Annotated in this window: 15 protein-coding genes; 7 read left to right on the plus strand and 8 right to left on the minus strand. The window is 64.3% G+C overall.

Going from position 1 to position 16,803, the window contains the following annotated elements:
* Nucleotides 1-109: 109 nt before the first annotated feature.
* The 3 genes from RIdsm_RS22285 to RIdsm_RS22295 all read left to right on the plus strand — a co-directional run bounded on the left by RIdsm_RS22285 (nucleotide 110) and on the right by RIdsm_RS22295 (nucleotide 2,709).
* Nucleotides 110-598: a fasciclin domain-containing protein gene (locus RIdsm_RS22285; protein WP_057820367.1), complete on the plus strand. Its 489-nt coding sequence runs from the start codon at nucleotides 110-112 to the stop codon at nucleotides 596-598.
* A gap of 369 nt (nucleotides 599-967) precedes the next feature.
* Nucleotides 968-1,996: a GSCFA domain-containing protein gene (locus RIdsm_RS22290; protein WP_074940661.1), complete on the plus strand. Its 1,029-nt coding sequence runs from the start codon at nucleotides 968-970 to the stop codon at nucleotides 1,994-1,996.
* Nucleotides 1,993-2,709 (plus strand): hypothetical protein, encoded by a 717-nt coding sequence (locus tag RIdsm_RS22295; RefSeq protein WP_057820369.1) that lies wholly within the window; start codon nucleotides 1,993-1,995, stop codon nucleotides 2,707-2,709. The genes RIdsm_RS22290 and RIdsm_RS22295 overlap by 4 nt, the downstream gene beginning before the upstream one ends.
* Here RIdsm_RS22295 and RIdsm_RS22300 read toward each other — a convergent pair.
* The 3 genes from RIdsm_RS22300 to RIdsm_RS22310 all read right to left on the minus strand — a co-directional run bounded on the left by RIdsm_RS22300 (nucleotide 2,706) and on the right by RIdsm_RS22310 (nucleotide 4,954).
* Nucleotides 2,706-3,218, minus strand: a complete 513-nt coding sequence (locus RIdsm_RS22300) for an MAPEG family protein (protein WP_160325894.1) — start codon at nucleotides 3,216-3,218, stop codon at nucleotides 2,706-2,708. The genes RIdsm_RS22295 and RIdsm_RS22300 overlap by 4 nt on opposite strands.
* 134 nt (nucleotides 3,219-3,352) lie before the next feature.
* On the minus strand, nucleotides 3,353-4,090 hold the full coding sequence (locus tag RIdsm_RS22305) for a hypothetical protein (RefSeq protein ID WP_057820373.1): 738 nt from the start codon (nucleotides 4,088-4,090) through the stop codon (nucleotides 3,353-3,355).
* Complete coding sequence (locus RIdsm_RS22310) at nucleotides 4,091-4,954, minus strand: hypothetical protein (RefSeq protein WP_057820375.1); 864 nt, start codon at nucleotides 4,952-4,954, stop codon at nucleotides 4,091-4,093.
* Between the two features lie 201 nt (nucleotides 4,955-5,155).
* Between RIdsm_RS22310 and RIdsm_RS22315 the strand changes: the two genes are divergently transcribed.
* The 4 genes from RIdsm_RS22315 to RIdsm_RS22330 all read left to right on the plus strand — a co-directional run bounded on the left by RIdsm_RS22315 (nucleotide 5,156) and on the right by RIdsm_RS22330 (nucleotide 9,132).
* Nucleotides 5,156-6,175, plus strand: coding sequence for a glycosyltransferase family 2 protein (locus RIdsm_RS22315; protein ID WP_057820377.1), 1,020 nt, complete (start codon nucleotides 5,156-5,158; stop codon nucleotides 6,173-6,175).
* A gap of 120 nt (nucleotides 6,176-6,295) precedes the next feature.
* Nucleotides 6,296-7,378, plus strand: coding sequence for a glycosyltransferase family 2 protein (locus tag RIdsm_RS22320; protein ID WP_057820379.1), 1,083 nt, complete (start codon nucleotides 6,296-6,298; stop codon nucleotides 7,376-7,378).
* 4 nt (nucleotides 7,379-7,382) lie between these two features.
* The gene (locus tag RIdsm_RS22325; protein ID WP_057820381.1) at nucleotides 7,383-8,162 is read left to right on the plus strand and encodes a sulfotransferase family 2 domain-containing protein; all 780 of its coding nucleotides are present in this window, start codon (nucleotides 7,383-7,385) and stop codon (nucleotides 8,160-8,162) included.
* 4 nt (nucleotides 8,163-8,166) lie between these two features.
* Nucleotides 8,167-9,132 carry a hypothetical protein gene (locus tag RIdsm_RS22330; protein WP_057820385.1) on the plus strand — a complete coding sequence of 322 codons (966 nt, stop codon included), beginning with the start codon at nucleotides 8,167-8,169 and terminating at the stop codon, nucleotides 9,130-9,132.
* A 6-nt stretch (nucleotides 9,133-9,138) separates the two neighbouring features.
* On the opposite strand, the gene RIdsm_RS22335 is transcribed toward RIdsm_RS22330, so the two are convergent.
* The 5 genes from RIdsm_RS22335 to clpB all read right to left on the minus strand — a co-directional run bounded on the left by RIdsm_RS22335 (nucleotide 9,139) and on the right by clpB (nucleotide 16,536).
* Complete coding sequence (locus RIdsm_RS22335; protein WP_160325895.1) at nucleotides 9,139-9,723, minus strand: hypothetical protein; 585 nt, start codon at nucleotides 9,721-9,723, stop codon at nucleotides 9,139-9,141.
* Between the two features lie 138 nt (nucleotides 9,724-9,861).
* Nucleotides 9,862-11,886 (minus strand): glycosyltransferase family 2 protein, encoded by a 2,025-nt coding sequence (locus tag RIdsm_RS22340; protein ID WP_057820388.1) that lies wholly within the window; start codon nucleotides 11,884-11,886, stop codon nucleotides 9,862-9,864.
* Nucleotides 11,886-12,815: a hypothetical protein gene (locus RIdsm_RS22345; protein WP_057820390.1), complete on the minus strand. Its 930-nt coding sequence runs from the start codon at nucleotides 12,813-12,815 to the stop codon at nucleotides 11,886-11,888. The genes RIdsm_RS22340 and RIdsm_RS22345 overlap by 1 nt, the downstream gene beginning before the upstream one ends.
* Before the next feature lie 15 nt (nucleotides 12,816-12,830).
* Nucleotides 12,831-13,583: a methyltransferase domain-containing protein gene (locus RIdsm_RS22350; protein WP_057820393.1), complete on the minus strand. Its 753-nt coding sequence runs from the start codon at nucleotides 13,581-13,583 to the stop codon at nucleotides 12,831-12,833.
* A gap of 334 nt (nucleotides 13,584-13,917) precedes the next feature.
* Entirely contained in the window at nucleotides 13,918-16,536 is a 2,619-nt protein-coding gene (gene clpB, locus RIdsm_RS22355) for an ATP-dependent chaperone ClpB (protein WP_057820396.1), read from the minus strand.
* Between the last annotated feature and the right edge of the window lie 267 nt (nucleotides 16,537-16,803).

A 16,803-nucleotide genomic window follows, 5' to 3' on the forward strand; every position in this document is an offset into this window, starting at 1 on the left:
CCGGATCGGCGAATTTCCCCGGTGAACCAAGGGCGCCGTTCCCCCGTAGACCGCCGTGAATGCTTCAAGGGCATTCCTACACTCACACTTGAAACCGGAGGAAACTCACATGCTTCGCAGAACCTACCTCGCCCTGACTGCCGCCACCGTTCTCTCGGCCGCCGCACCGGCGCTCGCCGACAATCACTCGATGGATGTGGTCGATACGGCGGTCAACGCCGACGGCTTCGAAACACTCGTCGCAGCGGTCGAAGCGGCCGGCCTCGTCGAAACGCTCAAGGGCGAAGGCCCCTTCACCGTCTTCGCACCGACCGACGAAGCGTTCGCCGCCCTGCCCGAGGGCACGGTCGAAGACCTGCTCCTGCCCGAGAACAAGGATCAGCTGACGGCGATCCTCACCTACCACGTGGTGCCGGGCAAGGTGATGTCGGGCGACCTGTCCGACGGCATGACCGCGGCCACCGTCGAAGGCAGCGAAGTCACCATCATGACCGAGGGTGGTGTCATGGTGAACGACGCCAACGTCGTGCAACCCGACATCAAGGCGTCGAACGGCGTGATCCACGTCATCGACAAGGTGATCATGCCGGACATGTAAGCCCGTCACCGTGACGGTTTCCCCGACGGGGCGGCACTGTCGCCCCGTCCTCGTTTCACGATTCGAAGGCCAGTGCCCCCGCGCTTCAGGCTCACGCCGCTTTGTCCCGGAATCGGCAACGCCATGACCATCTGGCAGCCATTGTCGCCTACATTGACCACAATTCGCCACCCGCCGACATATTCCCACCACAAGCCGCCTTCTTTCTGCCATAATCAGACCACAGAAAAAACGTGGTTCCGGTCGTCAGGCCGGGCCCTGCGTGGGGGCGCAGGTACAAGGTTTGTGAGTGCTGCCATGAAGTCATTTCCCGTATCATCTCCGTCGTCCCGCGACGTCTCCAGTTCGGGCGCCTGCGCGAATCCATACGTGAAGCAGCCCAGCCGCGCCTTCTGGCGTTCGGCCGTGTCCGACGTCTCGCCGATCGAGATGGACGGGCTCTACGCGCCCCGCTTCCAGATCACCCGCGACACCCGCATTTCCGCCGCCGGAAGCTGCTTCGCCCAGCATATCGCGCGACAGTTCAAGGCCCGCAACTTCCGCTTCACCGATGTCGAACCGGCCCCGCCCTTCCTCGATGCGGAAACCGCCGAGGAGTTCGGCTATGGCCAATATTCCGCCCGCTACGGCAACGTCTACTCGATCCGCCAGCTGCTCCAGCTCTTCGCACGCGCCGAGGGCACGATGGACCCGGCCGATCATGTCTGGATGAAAGACGGCCGCGCCTTCGACCCATTCCGCCCCACCATCCAGCCCGGCGGCTTTTCCTCCGTGGCCGAAATGGAAGCCGACCGCGAGTACCATCTCGACCAGGTCCAGACGTTGCTGGCACAGACCGACCTGTTCGTCTTCACCTTCGGCCTCACCGAAGCCTGGGTAAACAAGCGCGACGGCGCCGTGCTGCCCTCCTGCCCCGGCACCCATGCCGGCACCTTCGATCCCGACACTTATGTCTTCCGCAACTTCCGCTTTGCCGAGGTGCTGCAGGATGCCGAGGCCTTCATTGCCCTTGCCCGCAAGCACAACCCGGACATGCGGTTCCTTTTCACCGTCTCGCCCGTGCCCCTGACGGCCACCGCCACCGATCAGCATGTCCTGGCGGCCACGACCTATTCCAAGTCGGTCCTCCGCGCGGTCTGTGGCGAGCTGGCAATGGCGCATGATTACGTCGATTACTTCCCGTCCTACGAACTTGTCGCCTCGCACCCCATGCGCGGCATCTTCTATCGCCCCAACATGCGCAACGTCGCGGCCGAGGGTGTATCCCGCGTGATGGACATCTTCTTCGCCGCCCACGGCGACACGGGCGCCCCGATGACGGACCAGCCAGACACGCCGTCCGTCCCCACCTCCGACCCGGCCTGCGACGAGGAAATCCTGGAGTTCTTCAAGACATGACCCTTCATATCTGCGGCAACTCCCACGTCCGCGCCCTGCGCGCCGGTATGCAAACCCTCGAAGACAGCGTGGCCGAAGAGGTCATCGTCTTCCCGCTCGGCACCGCTGATAACGAGGCCGAAGCCTTCAGCACCATAGAGAATGGCCGCGTCACCCTGACGAATGACCGTTTCCGCACCAAGCTGCAGAAGAATTTCGGCTTCTCCAGCTTCGGCCCCGCCGACCGCTGGGGCATCTGCCTAGGCACCCACAACTATCGCCTCATGCGCACCGACGCCTGGCTGCGCGCCGCCCCGGCATGGCTTGGCCTGCCGGGCATGCAGCCCGTGCCCGAAGCCGCGTTCGCCCAGATGGTCGCCGCCGATCAGCGCCACATCCGCGCGTTCTTCGACCAGCTTCTGCACACCGGTGTCCGCCCCTTCGTGATCTCTGCGCCCTGGCCCGTGCGCACCCACCCGATCATCGCGGAAACCGGCGTCCGCCCCGAGATCATCAAGGCGATCGACGTCAGGGCCCGCGCCCTCTTCGCGGCCTGGCTTGCCGAGCGTGGCATCGACCTGATCCTGCCGCCCGATGAGGCGGCGGATGACGAGGGCTTCCTGCGCCCCCGCTTCGCCAAGGGCGGCGACGACCATTATCATGGCAATCCGCGCTACGGCCGGCTGATGATGAAAAAGGTTCTCGAGAGCCAGCGCGTGGCCGTCGCCGCCTAGGCCATCGACAGCCAGATGGCGTAACCGAACAGGACCACGTTAAGGTAGGACGTCCCCGCCATGCCGAAGGCGCGATAGAGCGGATGGATGCGATACCCGATCCAGAACGCGAACCGCATCACCACGAAGATGATCGCCGCCGCCGCGACGACGCTCACCCTCTCACCGGTCGCACAGGCCGCCACCGCCAGCGAGGCGACCAGGAAAAGCACGTATTGCTGAAGGGTATTCTCGGCGAAGCGTCCGTTGATCTTGATCGCATCGGTTTCCTTTCCCCGGGTCGGATCGATCGCGTCGCTGGTAAAGCGCGCGTTTCCCACGAAGAGAAGCATTAGAAACAACGGCAACGCCGCAATCGCGATCCATCCCGCAGCATAGGCAAGCCGCTCTCCCGGCAACGCCTCGGGCGGCAGCCCCGTCAGCAAGAGCGACAGCGCGACAAGGGCCCCCAGCATTGTGAGAACGCCGCTCGCCGCTCCGACTGCAACAACCTTCTGATCTCTCGTCATCGGCCAATCCGTCTTGCGTGGCGCCCGCGGGCCACCCGGCGGTTGATTCGGCCAACCAGGCCGGCCCGAGTGTGGCCGCCCGCGCGCCCGGCATCTACCGTTTTTCCCCTTCAGCCCGTGAAGAGTCCGTGACGCTAAACCAGTTCTCGGCTCGACCGCCGCCGAAACTCCAGCTCTCCGCCCAGCGCCCGGCGCAGCGCCACGGGCCGCACCCCGATGGCGCATTCCGTCACCCGATTGATCAGCCCCGCCGATTTCAGCCGCTTGCCAACGCCATGCCCGACCTTACCGATAATATAATGATGCAGGTTCGGGCAAACCGGGAAGCGCGACCAGTGCGGCCGCTCGACCTTGCCGCCGCCATGCAGCACGAAATAGGTGCAGTCCGGTTCCAGCGTGTCCGCCAATGCCGGCCGCGTGAAGGTGACGATCCGCTCACGGTAGATCTTCCATCGCTCCTCTTCCGGCACCACGGCCGGATCCACCGAATACTGCGGCGAAATCGCAAGGCAACTCTTGGCCCCCAGGCGCCCGGCAAACACGATCGCGCCATACCCGCCCATCGAATTGCCGAAGGTCACGGTCTCGGTGATCCCGTGGTCCTGCCGGTACCGGCCCACCACGTCTAGAATTTCCTCGAAAAGACCCGGCTCGTTGTACCAGCTTCGCAACGTGTCCGAGACGAACAGCACGTGATTGCGCCCGTTCTGCCGGCTGCTTCTCACGAATTCCTCGGCCTGATACCGCGCACCCGGCTTGCCGACCCCCGTGAACGACACCACGAGGCGCGGCTCGCGCCCCGCAAGGCTCGTCGCCTTAACCCGGTCAGATTGGTGGAACACCGCAAGCGGCGCACGCGGCAAGCCGGTCATCTACTCGACCACAGACCTGTCCTTCTGATCGACCACCGGCGCGGCGCCGGCATCGATACCGTGCTGTTCGAGCAGCTTCGCAAGATAGCTGCCCTCGGGTGGCACGCCGTCATGCTTGCGCGCGCAGAACCGCTTGATCGGCGCCCAGATATGAATGCAACGGGTGTTCTCGGTCAGCTTCCGCTTCACCGCCATGGGCCGCTTGGCAAAGGCCCGGCGGTTGGCGAAATGCACCGGGTAGTAATACTCCGTCGGCCGGGCATGCTTGTCCTCGCCCGTCTGCTGCAGAAACGCGGTCACGCCCAGCGGCCCCCATACCCCCCACGGCATTTCCGACACGTGCATCGGGTCACCGGCCTCGGCCCGCGCCTTTATCTCGTTCAGGAAGCGCGGCGGAAGCCATTCGGGAATCGGGTATTCGTCCTTTGTGAACGCCAGCAACCCCTGCAAAGCCGGCGAATCCTGCGGCAGCCGAAGGATCGCGCCATTGATCTGGCCCTTCTGCTTTTCCTCCGACCAGAATTCGTAGCCGAAGACATGGCTTTCGTTGCCGAGAAGCGGCTGCACCGAATAGACATCCGTGTCGATATAGATGATGTCGGGGTCTTTCGCGATCATGTGGAACCGGAAGAGATCGGAAAACAGCGCCACGCTGCCGGTGCGGGCATGGGTGTGGAAATCATCCGTCTCCACCACCTCGCGCCCGTCGCGCACCTCGACGCCCTCGGGAATGCCGTCAACCTCGCCATATGTATAAAGGATCGTCGGATGCCCCTGATCGACGAAAGACTTCAGGCACAGCTGCTCGAGCCACGTCAGTGACCCACCAATCCACAGCGCGCCCACCGGGGGAAGTTCTGCCATTCCGTTGCCTCGGGTTATCTTTTTTGTTGCTGCAACATCTACCCCATGCCCCGAATCGCATCAAGCTTGGCCTGACGCATCGTCACGCCAAGTTTCCTCAAATCCACATCACGGGCGCGACCATTGCCGCATTGCGCCGCGGGCCCGCTCTGCTACTTGTAAAAGACAGGGCCCCGCGCGCCCGCAGGAAGGAGCCGCCGCATGACAGATCGCCAGCCGAGAACACTGCTCGGAACGGTCAAGGACGAAGGGCCCTACCTGCTGGAATGGATCTGTTACTACAAGCTGATCGGCTTTGACCGCATCGTCGTCGCCTCGAACGACTGCCAGGATGGCACGCGCCAGATGCTCGATTACCTCGATACAGTGGGCGAAATCACCCATATCGAGAACAGCGGCCAGCACGACGGCGAACCGGCCGATCCCCAGAACCGCGCCTATGACAGATTCTGGTCCGACGAGACGATCAAGGCCTCCGACTGGGTGCTGGTGGCCGATGCCGACGAGTTCCTCAACATCCACACGGGCGATGGCACCATCGACGCCCTGATCGACGCCGCCGAGGCTCGCGCCGGCAAGCGGGTCGATATCATCTCGGCCACTTGGCGCGTTTTCGGCAATGCCGGCATTGTGCCCTTCAGGGATGAACCCGTCATCGCCCAGTTCACCCGCTCGGCGCCGCCCGGCATGCACAGCGTTCAGCGATACACCGCCTTCAAGACCCTGTTCCGACCCCACCCGGTGCGCAAGCTCGGCATCCATCGCCCCCGCCTCTCGCCCCGCTTCCAGGAGGGCCGCGTTCCACTGACCTGGGTCAACGGCTCGGGCGACGAGATGCCCGAACGCTTCCTCAGCCAGGGCTGGCGGTCATTCGAGAACAGCTACGGCGCCGATCTGGTCACCATGAACCACTACATGGTCAAATCGTCCGAGGCTTTCCTGATCAAGCGCTACCGCGGCACGGCCAATAGCGACGACGACGAGCGGATCAATTTCCGCTATTTCGAAACCTTCAACGCCAACGACGTCGAAGACACCACCATCACGCGCCACCTTCCGGCGCTGAAATCCGCGATCGCCGCTCTGAAGGCTGACCACCCCCATCTCGCCCTGCTTCACGACCAGAGCCTCGCCTACCACCGCGCCAAGCTCGAAACCGCGCGACAGGAACTGCTGGCCACACGCCCCGACATAGCCGCCCGGCTCGGCCTCACGACCTGAGCCCTCACAAAGCCGGCGTTTTGCAAAAGACACGCCAAAGAATCGCCATATAAATGCTTATTGCCTGCATTAGCGAGAGGTGGGACACCTTTGCCCGAGGCAGATAAAAGAGCAGGTTACATGGCCTCCGATCAAAAAGAACGCTTCCTGATCGTCACCACGATGAAGAACGAAGCGCCCTTCATGCTGGAATGGATCGCGTACAACCGGGCCATCGGGTACGACGATTTCCTCATCTACACCAATGACTGCACCGATGGCACCGACGCCATCGCCATGCGGCTCGAAGAGCTGGGCCTTGCCGCCCATATCGACAACAACGACCGCAAGATCGGCCGCAAGGGCGCAGAGCTGTCACCGCAGCGCGCGGCGCTCCGCCTCGCCACCGATCACCCCCGCTACAAGGCCGCCGACTGGGTCATCTGTTCCGACGCCGACGAGTTCATAAACCTCCGCACGGGCCGCACCCTGCCGGACCTCGTCAATGCCTGCGGACCGGCCGATGCCATCTCGGTCTGCTGGAAACTCTTCGGCAACGGGCTTCACCGCCACTACGAAGACATCCCCCTTACCGAACAGTTCTTCTCCTGCGCGCCCGAAAGCGGCTTCACCAATTTCCGCGGCGCCGGCATCAAGACCCTCTTCCGCAACAACGGCGCCTTTCACCGCATGGGCGTGCACCGGCCCAAGGTCAACGCCGGCCGCGCGCCCGACCCCGAGAAGCCCTACGCCCATGTCACGTGGCGCGACGCGGGCGGCCAGCAGGTCGATGGCGACACGATCACATGGCGCACCTGGGCGGGGTTCACCCACACCCATGCTCGCCTGCACCATTATGCCATCCGCTCCGCCGACAGCTTCCTCGTCAAGCGCGACCGCGGTCGCACCAACCACGTGCATGTCGACCAGGGGCGCGAATATTTCGACGCGATGAACACCAACCACACGCGCGACTACTCCATCCTGCGCCACACGCCGGGCATGCTGCAGGAGCTGATGAAGCTTCACTCCGACCCGGTGCTGAAAGACCTGCACCGCCAGGCCGTCGCATGGCATCGCGCCAAGATCGCCGATATCAAGTCACGCCCCGATTGGCGCGACTTCATCGAGATGGTCTACACGCATCCGGGCATCAAGCGCCCCACCGCCAAGCCGGCCGGCCAGCCCGAACCGGAACCGGAAGAAGAATTTGCCGACGACTGAGCGCATGAGCCCGATAAAAGAAATCCTCGCCAATTACCGCAACCGCCGGCACCTGCTGCAGAACATGCACTTGCCGGCCAAACCCTATGGCGGGCCCGACTTCCTTTACATGAAGAACCACAAGGCGGCCTGCACCAACGTGCTGACCTTGCTCATCACCCAGATGCACCACGCCCTCGGCGGCGAGCAAGCGCCCGAGATCAGCATGGACGGCGTCCACAACCTTCCCACCGACTACCTGCGCGCCGGCGCTCGGGGGCTCAATTGGGAAACGGCGCAGGATGCTCTCACCGGTCCCGGCTGGTTCCGCTTCACCATGGTCCGCGACCCTCTCAGCCGCACCGTCTCTGCGTGGTCCGACAAGCTTCAACCGGGCTCGAACCCGCGCCACCTGCGCGACCTGAACACCTACCTGGGCCGCCCCGCCGACACCGAAATCAACCTGCCCGCATTCCTCGACCTCCTCGCACAGGATGACGGCGCCCGCGATCTCGACCGCCACTGGCGCCCGCAGCACAAGGAAATCAGCTATGGCCTCGTCTCCTACGACCTGATCGGCCGGGTCGAGGCGATGGACGACGCCCGCCGTGCCATCACCCGCGCCCTCTTCGGCGCCGGGGGCGAAGCGGTCGAGGTGATCGACACCCGCAAACATCTCGGCCACCGCACCGCCAGCCAGCAGCACCGCGACAGCCTCACCGCCGCCGACCGCCGCAATGTCGACCGCGCCTTCGCCCGGGATTTCGAGATGTACGAGAAAATCGCCGGGATGGAGGCCGCCTGATACCATGCGCAAGCTCTGGATTCACATCGGCACGCCAAAGACCGGCTCAACCGCGATTCAGCGCTACGCCCGGTCGCGCCAGCCCTACCTCGCCTCGAATTCCATCGACTTCCTGGTCCGCGGCCGCCGCGGCTCCTATAACGATCTCGGCGTCCACCTGCGCGGCGGAAAACGCGCCGAGGCCGAAAAGGTCGGCACCAGCATCCGCCGCATGATCGCCGACAGCCCGGCCGAAACCCTCGTCCTGACCTCCGAGATGTTCACCGGCAGCGCCCCGGCCCTCCTGCGCGAGGTGCTGGCGCTTGAAGAACCCTTCGAAACCCGCATCATCGGTTATTTCCGACGGCAGGACCGCTACCTCGAAAGCTCCTACAAACAGAAGATGAAGACCGGCAAGGTCAGGCCCGGCTTTCAGAACTACGTCGACAAGTTCGGCATCAGGGGCGGCGAATACCGCCGCATCATCTCCGCCTGGGACGACGCCTGGCCCGACGCCGAGTTCATCTTCCGCCGGTTCGACCCAGGCTCGTTCCCCAAGGGCGACGTTGTCCACGATTTCATGCAAATGCTCGGTCTGAACATCGACGCCGACGGCAAACCGCCCTCCGAGGAGGTGGCCAACCCCACCCCCTCGATCGATCTTCTGGACCTCATGCAACTCGTCGCCGACATGCCCGGCATCGACGCCCGCAAGGTGTTCCGCGCGATGCCCGTCGGCACCCTGCCCCGCTTCGAGGGCCGCGCCATGGACAACGCCACCGCCCGCGCCCTTCTCCAACAGTACGAAGCCGACAACGAGGCCCTGCGCCAACGCTTTTTTCCCGACGATCCGGCTCTTTTCCCGACAGACGATCTCGACGGCCCCGACCCCGCCATCGCAGCACCCGGCTTCTCCGACGATCAACGCGTCATGATCCGGGCACTTCTTCAGGCCGTCACCGAACAGGCCAGCCAGAAACAAGGCGCCTGACCGGCCTCAGAACCCATGTCGCCAGCCGACCGCGAAAGCATTCGATCCGGAATCCGCGGCGAACAGCCCGTAGCCATCCGACCGATGATGCAGCCGGAAGAAGATATCGTCATCCCCCTCGCCCACCGAAAACGCGGTCTCGAGGCTGAAATACACCAGCGTCCGCTGCGACTCGCCCCGCTTGACCACTTCCAGAAGCGGCGTCTCGGTCGTGTGCGACAGCCCCAGGCCAAAGGCAAAACTGTCCAGCATCACCGGCCACGGCCGCGCCGGGCTGTAGCGGATGGTCACCGGCAGCACCAGCTCCTGAAAGGTGTCCTGCCCGAAATGGTGGTTCAGCTGAACCTCGGCACCCACGGCAAAGCGCGGGTCGCTCAGCGGCACCTCGTAGCCAAAGATCACTCCGCCGAAATAGGCGTCGGTGAAGTCCGTCTTGTTGGGATAGAACACCTCGTCGATGCCGTTCGTGGTCATCTGACCGCCATGAAGGCTGAGCGACAGTTTCGGCTCACCTGCGCGACCGTCCTGCGCTTTCGCGCCTCCGGCCATCGCCACCAGAGCGACCAGCGCCGCCACCGCGACACGCCTCACGATACTTGGGCCAAGCACGCCGTGCTCCCGTTCCTGAAACCGACAATCCCCAGATCGCGCGGGTACAAAATACACCGCGCCCGCCCCGGACTACAACAACTTTTGGTGTGACGTCGTTACCCGGCAACCGGTCTGCGCCTACGGCTCCAGAACACTCAGCCGCGGATCATTGCGAATGGCCTCCCAGTCGCGCTCGTAAAGCCGGTTGAGATGCGCCCGCTCCGCCGCGCTCCAAGGGTCGAACCGGCCGTTCTCCTCGTTGAGCGGAAACCGGTCCTGCACCTCCTTCGACCGCTCCGACATCGCCCCGGCGCCCTCCAGCTCGGAGATCAGCACCATTTCCTCGACCGCCCGGCGCGAGGCTGTCTGCCGGGTCTTGGCCTCCTTCTTGTCCTTCAGCCGGGCCACGTCGACCCCGTCACCGCAGAACAACCCCAAAACCTCGTCACGCAAAGCTCGGAAATCCTCGAACCGCCAGACATGAATGCGGGTCTCCGGGAAGACGGCCGCAAAATCCGCGAACACGGCCTGCCAGCTCGGCAGGGTCGCCAGCACGTTCCGCCGCATCTCCTCCGGCGTGATCATCTTGCCCGAGGTCGTCGCCGTCGCCGCGCGAAGGTACTCCACATAGGAGGAGGCAAAGAAATCGGCGTAGTTCCGGACGGCAAAGAAGGCATCCGTCACCGGCAGCGGGATTCGCTTGGCGAAGCATTGAAAGAAGGTCTTTCGATACTGGTAAAGCGCGCCCGACGTCACGCAATGCCCGGGCAGGCCGGGAATGTTCTCGTCCGACAGGATCATCCGCTTCGGCCGAAGCGCCAGCGGCTCGGCAAAGAACGCCTCGGAAAACCCCTGCAACTCGTCCTCGGAAAACTTCGTCCGCCGGTGAATCTTCAGCTGCCGGAACGCATCGAGCTGCGAGGGAAAGGTCACGTGCTTGCGCAGCTTCTGATGCGGCACAACATACACGCTCTTGCCGCCCAGCCACGCCTCGTTGTCCTCCAACAGTTTCTGGATGTAGGTCGTCGCCGTCTTGTGAAACCCGCCATGCAACACGGCCCGGCTTTCGCCCTCGGCCACCGCCTGAACGTCGAACCGAACCGGGCGCACCGGCGGCGGCATATAGGTTCCCCCGCCGCCCCTCGGCGCGGTGCGCACCGTGTCCTTCGTCCTTACCTTCCGCTCGGCCTTCTTCGTCTCGGCCCGCGTCGCGTTGGTCATCTCGGCGCACAGCTCGGCAATCTTGCCATCCTGCAACAGCTCCGCCATCCGCGCTTCGTGCCAGGCCCGCCCCGCCTGCTCCAGCTCCGCAAGCGCCGCGTCTTCCCGCAACGCCTCCAGCACCGGCGCCGCCCGCGCGATATCAGCCTCCATCGCCGTATCCTCGGCACCGTTCACATCCAGCTTGCCCCAATCGTCCAGCAGCGCCTTGCGGTGGTTCTTCTTCTGCGGCACGCCACGGCGAAGGATGAACGCCTCGGGGCTGGGCACGGCATAGTAATGCAGCCGCGCGAGCCGGTGCGAGAACCCGTCATGCGCCGCCCATTGCCCCTCGAAAAACTTCGACGGCATCGCCTGACCGCCGGCATCGACCCATGTCACATTGCCGGGGCCATCGTCGAAATACGGCCTGTGCGGCGCCAGCCGGTTGACCTTGCCGGGGCGGAACAGGGTCTTGATCCCGCGCGTGATCATCCGGCCCCGCTCATCCTCGTCGGCGCACAGCGTATACGCCTCGCACACCGACCCTTCCGGCAAACCCCGCCGCCAGCCCGACCCGAACGGCTTGCGGCAGACAGAAATCGCATCCGCCGGCCCGATCTCTATCAGCAAGCTCTCCAGATCCCCGGCGCCCGTGCGGATCGACAGGTACTCGTCGACATCCACCGCCATCGCCCAGTCGGCACCCAACTCCGACAGCACCGGCAGCACATCCCGCAATCCATACCTCAGCGGGTCGCGCCCCTCTTTCAGGTCCAGCGGCACATGTCGCACATGCCCCAGCTCCGCCAGCCTTGCAGCCATCCGGTCGGTCCCGTCCTCGGACCCGCTTGTAAACAGCACCACCCCGGCGAACCCCAGCGCCCGGTAATGCGCGATCCATTCCAGCAGGTAAGGCGCCTCGTTCCCCGGCGCCGCAACGATCCACGCCTGTTCCGCCATCACACGCCCCGGTTCCCGCCAAGCCGCCCGTGCTTGCGCAGGTTCTGGCGAAACGCCACCGTCGCCCGCTCGGCCATCGCGGTGCGGCCGTCCTTTTCGAAGTAATGCGCCAGCGACCCGCGATACCACGGCAGCCGCCGCCGCTCGCGGTAAAGCTCATAGAACCGCTGCTGCGTCAGGTCGCCGAACAGCGCCTCGGTCATGATCGGCTTCAACGCCTCGATCTTGCGCAGGAACACGGCCGACTTGTGGTTCGAGAACCAGCATTTCATCGGCACCACCGTGCCCCCGGCCCCCTCCGCCGCCATCAACCGGTCAGTATGAAACTGATCGAGGTCGAAATACGGGTCATAGAATACGTAAGCCCGCCCCAGCTCGGCCACCGCCTCAGCCGCATCGCCCAGTGGCAGCGACCAGTCCTGCCGCCGCCCCACCTGATATCGCGTCTCCCACGGCACCAGCGCCTCGTTCAGCGTCGATTGCGGATTGAAGGCCAGCACATGCGCCCCCGGCGCCAGCCGCCCGAAGGTCAGCGCCCCGAAGGCCCCCATCGACGAGCCAGTGAAAATGCATCGCTCATACCCCTCGAAGAACCCCTCGCCCGCCATCTTCCGCATCGTCTCGATCAGCCCGGCATCGCGGTACCAGTTCGGCAGATGCGCATAGACGCCCAAGTGGCTCACCTGGTTGTCACGGGCGAACTTGTAGGCCCACGGCAACCGCCCCGGCGAGCGGTCATTGACGTTCGAAAGGTTGTCGAAGGTCACCATCAGGATCGGCCGCCGCCGCTTGACGAACAGCATCGGATGGCGCGGATCGGAGTGAAGGAACCCGCTCGCCGACCCGCACGGCCCGATCTCGTCGAACCACATGGGTTTCTCGATCTGCCCGACCGTTTCGGCCTCCGATACGTCCTCTTCCTCGCTCATCCGCCCGAACCCCGCCTATTCGCCCGCCGCGGCCTGCGGCTCGCCCGCATCCCAGCGCACCGAGTAATCGCCCTGAGACACATTCCGGATCCGCTCGTCGGTCACCGCATCCGGGCCGCGTTCGATGATGTAGAACAGGTACCACCGCCCCTGCATCCCGGCCCCGCGAAACCGCCGGCCGTTCTGGCCCGTGTCGGGCGCCGGCCGCGGCTCGGCATCGGTCACGTCATGCGGCACGGCGGCGCATTCATGCAGCACGCAGCGCCGCGCATCCTTCCAGTACCGCCACACCAGCTCCGGGCTGAACTGGTAGAACCCATGCCCGGCCCAACCGGTGATCCCGTTGATCGACAGGAAGATCCCGCCGGGCCGCAGCATGTGAAAGACGTTATCCAGCGCCTGCGGCGTGTTGTAGACATGCTCCAGCGTGCCGCCGTCGATGATCACGTCGAACCGCCCGCGCAGGTCATCGGGCAACGGCTCGTTCATGTCATGGGTCAGATCGCAGTTCTCGTAAGGCGACGCATCCAGCGACATCGGCTCCGGGAACCCGATTTTCCGCAGGAAGGTCTCGCTGAACCCATCCTCCTGCTCGTATTCGGGAATGTCCGGGGTCAACCCCGCCTGCCGCAGCCGTTGCCGCACATAACGGCGGAACTTGCCCTTGATGTGGAACTTCTGCCGCCCCAGCATCACGCAGTTTTCCTTGCCCTCGACCAAACCGCGCGCGGCGACAAGCTGGCTGGCAAGCTGTGCGTCAATTCCCATGGCGACCTCTACCGCTCCGTCCGACGGCGGCCCATTAACCGGGCCGTCAAAACCATTACGCAGGGCGGTGAATATCGCGTCAATGGCCCTCGGCCACGTCATGCCGGGCCGGGTGCCTCGTGTGGCCTGCCACACGTCCTGACCGGTCCGCGCCTTGGTTTGTCTTGTCCACGGACCGCACTGCTCTTGCCAGTTGGATACGGCAGCCCCGCCGCACCGGTCAATACTGCATCCCCTCAAAGGCTTACGCCACGCCAATGTCGTTGCGCTTTTGCCCTCGAAACCGCGCTCGGCAACGAAAAAGCCCCGCCGTTTCCGGCGGGGCTTCCCAAGCTTAATGCACGACCGCGTCGTCAGGTCGTTCCCGGTTGGAATTCCCCACCCGGTCGCCGATGATCAGCCCGTCGGCCCCGGCACTCACCGGCACCGTGCTGCCGTCGAGGATATCGCCGGCCAGCAACGCCTCGGCCAGCGGATCCTGCAAGGCCTTCTGGATCACCCGCTTCAGCGGCCGCGCGCCATAGACCGGGTCGTACCCCTCGTCGGCCAGCCACTTCTTGGCATCCTCGTCCAGCTCCAGCCGGATCTTCCGGCTTGCCAGGCGCTTGGTCAGGCGGCCCATCTGGATATCGACGATGCCGTCCATCTGATCACGCGACAGCCGGTCGAAGACCACGATCTCGTCCAGCCGGTTCAGGAACTCGGGCCGGAAATGCGACCGGACCGCATCCATCACGTCCCGCTTGGCCGAAGCGGCGTCCGCCCCCTCAGGCAACTGGCTCAACGCCTGCGACCCAAGGTTCGACGTCATGATGATCAGCGTCTGCTTGAAGTCGACCCGGTGACCCTGACCATCGGTCAAGACCCCGTCGTCAAGCACCTGCAACAGCACGTTGAACACCTCCGGATGCGCCTTCTCGACCTCGTCGAACAGCACCACCTGGTAGGGCCGGCGGCGGACGGCTTCGGTCAGAACGCCACCCTCCTCGTACCCGACATAACCCGGCGGGGCACCGATCAGGCGGGCGACGGCGTGTTTCTCCATGAACTCGCTCATGTCGATCCGCACCATCGCGCTGTCATCGTCGAACAGGAACTCGGCGACGGCTTTCGTGAGCTCGGTCTTCCCGACACCCGTCGGCCCGAGGAACAGGAAGCTGCCCAGCGGCCGGTTCTCGTCGTTGAGACCCGCCCTGGCCCGGCGCACCGCGTTGGCCACGGCCCGCACGGCACTGTCCTGGCCGATCACCCGCTTGTGCAGGTTATCTTCCATGCCCAACAGCTTCTCGCGCTCGCCTTCCAGCATCTTGGCGGTGGGAATACCCGTCCAGCGCTCGACCACCTGGGCGATCTGCTCCGGCCGCACGGCCTCTTCCACCATCATGCCGTCTTCCTCGGCCTGTTCGGCCTCGGAAAGCTGTTTCTCAAGCTGCGGAATGACGCCATAGGAAAGCTCACCGGCCTTGGCGAGGTTGCCCTCCCGCTTGGCGTGATCCAGTTCGATCCGCGCCTTGTCGAGTTGCTCCTTCAGGTCGCGCGCGCTGGCAAGCTTGTCCCGCTCGGCCTGCCACTGCGCGGTCATCTCGGCGGATTTCTCCTGCAACTCGGCCAGTTCCTTCTCGAGCTTCTCGAGCCGGTCCTTGCTGGCGGCATCATCCTCCTTGCGCAGCGCCTCGGCCTCGATCTGCTTCTGCAGGATATCGCGGTCGAGCGCGTCAAGCTCCTCGGGTTTGCTGTCCACCTCCATCCGCAACCGGCTGGCCGCCTCGTCGACAAGGTCGATCGCCTTGTCCGGCAGGAACCGGTCGGTGATATAGCGGTTTGACAGCGTCGCGGCAGACACAAGCGCGCTGTCCGAGATCCGCACACCGTGGTGCAGCTCGTACTTCTCCTTGATGCCCCGCAGGATACTGATCGTATCCTCCACCGTCGGCTCCGACACCATCAGCGGCTGGAACCGGCGGGCAAGGGCCGCGTCCTTCTCGACATGCTTGCGGTATTCGTCGAGCGTCGTCGCACCGATACAGTGCAGTTCACCCCGTGCCAGCGCCGGCTTGATCAGGTTGGCGGCATCCATCGCGCCATCCGTCTTGCCCGCGCCCACAAGCGTGTGCATCTCGTCGATGAACAGGATGATCTCGCCCGCGGCATTGGTGATCTCGTTCAGCACGGCCTTCAGCCGCTCCTCGAACTCACCGCGATACTTCGCCCCGGCAATCAGCGCGCCCATGTCGAGCGACAGCAGACGCTTGTTCTGAAGGCTCTCCGGCACGTCGCCATTGACGATCCGCAGGGCAAGCCCCTCGGCAATCGCGGTCTTGCCGACGCCCGGCTCACCGATCAGAACGGGGTTGTTCTTGGTCCGGCGGCTCAACACCTGCATCGCGCGGCGGATCTCGTCGTCGCGGCCGATGATCGGGTCGATCTTGCCATCCTCGGCGGCCTTGGTCAGGTCGCGCGCGTATTTCTCCAGCGCCTCATAGGTATCCTCGGCACTCGCGCTGTCGGCGGTGCGGCCCTTGCGGATGTCGTTCACCGCCTCGTTAAGGCTCTGCGCACTCACCCCGCCCTGCTCCAGCGCGTCCTTCGCCGGGCTCTTCACCACGGCCATCGCGGTCAGCAGGCGCTCCACGGGCACGAAACTGTCACCGGCCTTCTTGGCCAGCTTCTCGGCCTCGTCCAGAACCTTCCCGGTCTGGTTGTCCATGTAGACCTGGCCGGCATCGCCCGACACCTTCGGAATCTTGCCCAGAGACAGCTCGAGCGCCTGCACCACGCGCTGAGGGTTACCGCCTGCGCGCTTGATCAGGTTGCTCGCAAGCCCCTGGTCGTCATCCATCAATGCTTTCAGAACATGTTCGGGCGCCAGTTTCTGGTGGCTCTCCCGCATTGCGATCGTCTGCGCCGCCTGAAGAAAGCCGCGCGACCGCTCGGTGAACTTCGACAAGTCCATCCCTATTCTCCTTTTTACAAGCGTTACCCCTGTTTGCGCACCCAGCATTAGGCATGCGTCCGTCGGGAACCTCGATACCTGAAATGGGGGGCGGAACGGGGGTATTCAAGCTTGCGCGAGGGGAAAAACCGGCAAAAATCCACCGTGACAGGTCATTTGTTCCGGCAAATTCGTGCCATCCGGAATTTCCGCCCGACGGAAAAATGGAACTTTTCCGTAATACTTTACGTTTATACCACATGTATGCCGCTACTGGCGGAAGCTACA

It is taken from the genome of Roseovarius indicus, assembly GCF_008728195.1.
In the GTDB taxonomy this organism is placed as follows: domain Bacteria; phylum Pseudomonadota; class Alphaproteobacteria; order Rhodobacterales; family Rhodobacteraceae; genus Roseovarius; species Roseovarius indicus.

Excerpts from the sequence above, each read along its gene's own strand:
- RIdsm_RS22315 (WP_057820377.1), top strand. The coding sequence starts at position 5,156 with ATGACAGATCGCCAGCCGAGAACACTGCTCGGAACGGTCAAGGACGAA.
- RIdsm_RS22300 (WP_160325894.1), bottom strand. The coding sequence starts at position 3,218 with ATGACGAGAGATCAGAAGGTTGTTGCAGTCGGAGCGGCGAGCGGCGTT.
- RIdsm_RS22320 (WP_057820379.1), top strand. The coding sequence starts at position 6,296 with ATGGCCTCCGATCAAAAAGAACGCTTCCTGATCGTCACCACGATGAAG.
- RIdsm_RS22325 (WP_057820381.1), top strand. The coding sequence starts at position 7,383 with ATGAGCCCGATAAAAGAAATCCTCGCCAATTACCGCAACCGCCGGCAC.
- RIdsm_RS22350 (WP_057820393.1), bottom strand. The coding sequence starts at position 13,583 with ATGGGAATTGACGCACAGCTTGCCAGCCAGCTTGTCGCCGCGCGCGGT.
- RIdsm_RS22305 (WP_057820373.1), bottom strand. The coding sequence starts at position 4,090 with ATGACCGGCTTGCCGCGTGCGCCGCTTGCGGTGTTCCACCAATCTGAC.
- RIdsm_RS22330 (WP_057820385.1), top strand. The coding sequence starts at position 8,167 with ATGCGCAAGCTCTGGATTCACATCGGCACGCCAAAGACCGGCTCAACC.
- RIdsm_RS22310 (WP_057820375.1), bottom strand. The coding sequence starts at position 4,954 with ATGGCAGAACTTCCCCCGGTGGGCGCGCTGTGGATTGGTGGGTCACTG.
- RIdsm_RS22340 (WP_057820388.1), bottom strand. The coding sequence starts at position 11,886 with ATGGCGGAACAGGCGTGGATCGTTGCGGCGCCGGGGAACGAGGCGCCT.
- RIdsm_RS22295 (WP_057820369.1), top strand. The coding sequence starts at position 1,993 with ATGACCCTTCATATCTGCGGCAACTCCCACGTCCGCGCCCTGCGCGCC.
- RIdsm_RS22285 (WP_057820367.1), top strand. The coding sequence starts at position 110 with ATGCTTCGCAGAACCTACCTCGCCCTGACTGCCGCCACCGTTCTCTCG.
- RIdsm_RS22345 (WP_057820390.1), bottom strand. The coding sequence starts at position 12,815 with ATGAGCGAGGAAGAGGACGTATCGGAGGCCGAAACGGTCGGGCAGATC.
- clpB (WP_057820396.1), bottom strand. The coding sequence starts at position 16,536 with ATGGACTTGTCGAAGTTCACCGAGCGGTCGCGCGGCTTTCTTCAGGCG.